This is a genomic window from Nitratireductor sp. GCM10026969 (genome assembly GCF_042660605.1).
In the GTDB taxonomy this organism is placed as follows: Bacteria; Pseudomonadota; Alphaproteobacteria; order Rhizobiales; family Rhizobiaceae; genus Chelativorans.
This window is the reverse complement of sequence record NZ_JBHSUM010000240.1, coordinates 1-3,912: the sequence shown is the minus strand read 5'-3', so window position 1 is coordinate 3,912 and position 3,912 is coordinate 1. Positions and strand designations below refer to the sequence as shown.

The following is a 3,912-nucleotide window of genomic DNA, read 5'->3' as shown; positions in this document are numbered from 1 at the left end:
GCTGACGCGCGCCGGGCACAAGGTCACGCTGGTTACCACCGGCCGCGCCGCCGTCGACGCTCTGGCCCGCCCCGCGCGCGACCACGATATCGTCTTGATGGATCTGCACATGCCCGTCATGGACGGCCTCGACGCCATCGCCAATATCCGCCGCTATGAGGAGGAGACGGGCCTTGCCCCGATCCCCATCCTGGTGCTGTCCGCCGACGGCCAGGAAAAGACACGGCACGGCGTGCTTGCCCACGGCGCAAACGGCTTCGTGACCAAGCCGCTCGATCCCGACCGTCTGCTCGCCGCGCTCGAAACGCACGCCGTGGTGTGAAGGGCGATTGTAAGCCGATTACTTTCCTGTCATCCTTTTGTCGCAGCAAGCCTCTATGCCGGCGTCGTGATACATGGAGGAACAAGGTGGGGCAGGGTTTGACGCTGAAACCGGCCATGCGTGCGGAAGGCGTGGAAGAGCTGGCGCTTGCCGGGAACTTCTCGCCGCGTTTTGCCGAACAGCCGATCCTTGGCCAGATCGGCCCGCTTCAGGTGCGTCTGGCGCGTGATTCGGAGGAGATCGCCGCGGCCCAGTCGCTGCGCTTCCGTGTCTTCTATCGCGAGATGGGGGCGAAGCCCGGGACCCTCCAGGCGCTCGAGGAGCGCGATGCCGACCGGTTCGACTTCGTCTGCGACCATCTCCTGGTCATCGACACCTCCCTGCCCGGGTTGGAACGCGACAGGATCGTCGGCACCTACCGGCTCCTGCCCCAGGAAAGGGCGGTCGCCGCCGGCGGCTTCTATTCCGACGGGGAGTTCGCATTGGAGACGCTTGTCGCCCGCCATCCCGGCCGCCGCTTCCTGGAACTCGGCCGCTCCTGCGTTTTGCCGGCTTACCGCTCCAGGCGCACGATCGAGCTCCTGTGGCAGGGCATCTGGGCCTATTGCCGCTCCCACAACGTCGATGTGATGACCGGCTGTGCGTCCTTCCCCGGCACGGTGCCCGCCGCCCATGCCGAGGCCTTGTCCTTCCTCGCCCATTTCTGCCGTGCCGAGGACCCGTGGCATGTAAGTGCCCGCGCCGGGCGCTTTGCCGCGATGGACCTGATGCCCGCCGAGGCGGTCAACGCCAAGACGGCGCTTGCCGCCATGCCGCCATTGATCAAGGGCTATCTGCGCCTCGGCGCCAGGTTCGGCGACGGCTGCGTTATCGACCACGACTTTTCGACCACCGATGTGCTGGTCGTGCTGCCGGTCGAGGCGATCTCGGAACGCTATATCGCCTACTACGGCGCGGAAGCCCAGCGCTTCGCGGTTTAGACGTCCGGCCTGTCCTCATTCTCTCTTGCCTTCCTGTGGAGTTTTGCCGAACGCGGGTACATGAGGCTACACTTGCGGTAAAAGTGGTCGAACATCCGAAGAACCGCGTTTTCCTCAAGGGGCGCTTCTTGAACGACGAGACGCCGATCCGCCCGCGCGAAGCCGGGGCCGTGCCGGTCCCCGGCTCCGGCGCGACGCCGATGATGCAGCAATATATCGAGATCAAGGCGGCCAACGCCGACTCGCTGCTCTTCTACCGCATGGGCGATTTCTACGAGCTATTCTTCGACGATGCGGAGGTGGCGAGCCGCGCGCTCGGCATCACGCTGACGAAGCGCGGCAAGCACCAGGGCGAAGACATCCCCATGTGCGGCGTGCCCGTACATTCGGCTGACGATTATCTGCAGCGCCTCATCGCGCTCGGCCATCGCGTCGCCGTCTGCGAGCAGATGGAGGACCCGGCGGAGGCCAAGAAGCGCGGCCACAAGGCGGTCGTGCGCCGCGACGTGATCCGCCTCGTCACGCCGGGGACGATCACCGAGGAGAAGCTTCTCGACCCCGCCGAGGCAAACTACCTGATGGCGCTCGGCCGGGTGAAGGGCGAGGAGCAACTCGCGCTCGCCTGGATCGACATCTCCACCGGCGTTTTCCGCGTGGCATCCACCTCCGCCGATCGGCTGCTCGCCGATATCCTGCGCATCGATCCGCGCGAACTGGTCGTCGCTGAACCGGTTTATCACGACCCCGCCCTGCGCCCGGTCTTCGACACGCTCGGGCGCGTGGCCAACCCGCAGCCGCCAAGCTTCTTCGATTCGGCCGGCGCCTCGTCACGCCTTTCCCGCTTCTACGGCGTGGCCACGCTCGACGGCTTCGGCCGTTTCTCCCGCGCCGAGCTTTCCGCCGTCTCCGGGGCCGTCGCCTATGTGGAAAAGACGCAGAAATCCGAGCGCCCGCCGCTCGGCCGCCCGGAGCGGGACGAGGAAGGCGCCAGCCTTTTCATCGATCCCTCCACCCGAGCGAATCTGGAACTGACGCGCACGCTCTCGGGCAGCCGGAACGGCAGCCTGCTGAAGGCGATCGACCGCACGGTGACCGGTGCCGGCGGCAGATTGCTGGCCGAGCGGCTGATGTCGCCGCTCACCGATCCGAAAGCCATCGGCGAAAGGCTCGATTCGGTTTCCTTCTTCCTCGAAGAACCGATGTCGCGCGACGATTTGCGCCGGCATCTGAAGGGTGTGCCCGACATAAGCCGCGCGCTTTCGCGCCTGGCACTCAACCGCGGTGGCCCGCGCGACCTTGGCGCCCTTGCCGCCGGACTCCAGGCCGCCGCCGCGATTGCCGACCTGATCCGGGAGAAGGATCTGCCGGCGGAGCTTTCCCGCGCCGCCGCCCGCCTGTCGGCGCTGCCGGCCGATCTGACTTCCCATCTGGCAAAGGTGCTTGCCGACGATTTGCCGCTTATGAAGCGCGACGGCGGCTTCGTGCGTGCGGGCTATGATGACGGGCTCGATGAGATGCGCGGCCTGCGCGATGAATCACGCCGCATCATCGCCGCCATGGAGCGCGATCTGGTCGAGGAGACCGGCATCCGCTCGCTCAAGATCCGCCACAACAATGTGCTCGGCTACTATATCGAGGTGACGTCCGGCAATGCCCAGGTGCTGACCGGCAGCGACACGGCCAGGGCGCGCTTCATCCACCGTCAGACCATGGCCAACGCCATGCGCTTCACCACGACGGAGCTGGCCGATCTGGAAACGAAGATCGCCAACGCCGCCGAGCGTGCACTCTCCATCGAGCTTGCCGTATTCGACCGGCTGGTCGAAGAGGTGGTCGCCGCGTCCGAAGCGCTGCGCGCGGGGGCGGAAGCGCTCGCTGTGCTCGATGTCTCGGCCGCCCTGGCGGCGCTCGCCGAAAGCGAGGCCTATTGCCGCCCGGCCGTCGACGACAGCCTCGACTTTCACGTCGAGGGCGGGCGTCATCCGGTGGTGGAGCAGGCGCTGCGCCGCGACGTCGCCGAGCCCTTCGTGGCAAACGACTGTGCGCTTTCGCCTGCCGACGGCGAGAAGACCGGCGCCATCTGGCTTATCACCGGGCCGAACATGGGCGGCAAGTCGACCTTCCTGCGCCAGAATGCGCTGATCGCCGTCCTTGCCCAGATGGGCTCGTTCGTGCCGGCGCGCAGCGCGAGGATCGGCGTCGTCGACCGGCTCTTCTCGCGCGTTGGCGCCTCGGACGATCTGGCCCGCGGCCGCTCCACCTTCATGGTCGAGATGGTGGAGACGGCCGCCATCCTCAACCAGGCCGGCGAGCGCTCGCTGGTCATCCTCGACGAGATCGGTCGCGGCACCGCCACCTTCGACGGCCTGTCGATCGCCTGGGCGGCGGTGGAATATCTGCACGAGAAGAACCGCTGCCGCGCCCTCTTCGCCACCCATTTCCACGAGATGACGGCGCTCAGCGAGAAACTTTCGCGCCTCGTCAACGTCACCATGCGGGTGAAGGAGTTCGAGGGCGAGGTGATCTTCCTGCACGAGGTGGCGCGCGGGGCGGCGGACCGGTCCTACGGCGTGCAGGTGGCGCGGCTCGCCGGCTGGCCGGCAGCGGTCG

General features: G+C 67.0%; 3 protein-coding genes. All 3 read left to right on the top strand.

The features are described from left to right. Positions 1-322 (top strand): response regulator (locus ACFP9U_RS24165; protein ID WP_378625343.1); only part of this gene is annotated, 322 nt, incomplete at its 5' end. Positions 323-438: 116 nt separating this feature from the next. Then, the gene (locus ACFP9U_RS24160; protein WP_378625346.1) at positions 439-1,302 is read left to right on the top strand and encodes a GNAT family N-acetyltransferase; all 864 of its coding nucleotides are present in this window, start codon (positions 439-441) and stop codon (positions 1,300-1,302) included. A gap of 200 nt (positions 1,303-1,502) precedes the next feature. Next, a partial coding sequence (mutS, locus tag ACFP9U_RS24155) for a DNA mismatch repair protein MutS (protein ID WP_378625345.1) occupies positions 1,503-3,912 on the top strand: 2,410 nt, incomplete at its 3' end.

Excerpts from the sequence above, each read along its gene's own strand:
- ACFP9U_RS24160 (WP_378625346.1), top strand. The coding sequence starts at position 439 with ATGCGTGCGGAAGGCGTGGAAGAGCTGGCGCTTGCCGGGAACTTCTCG.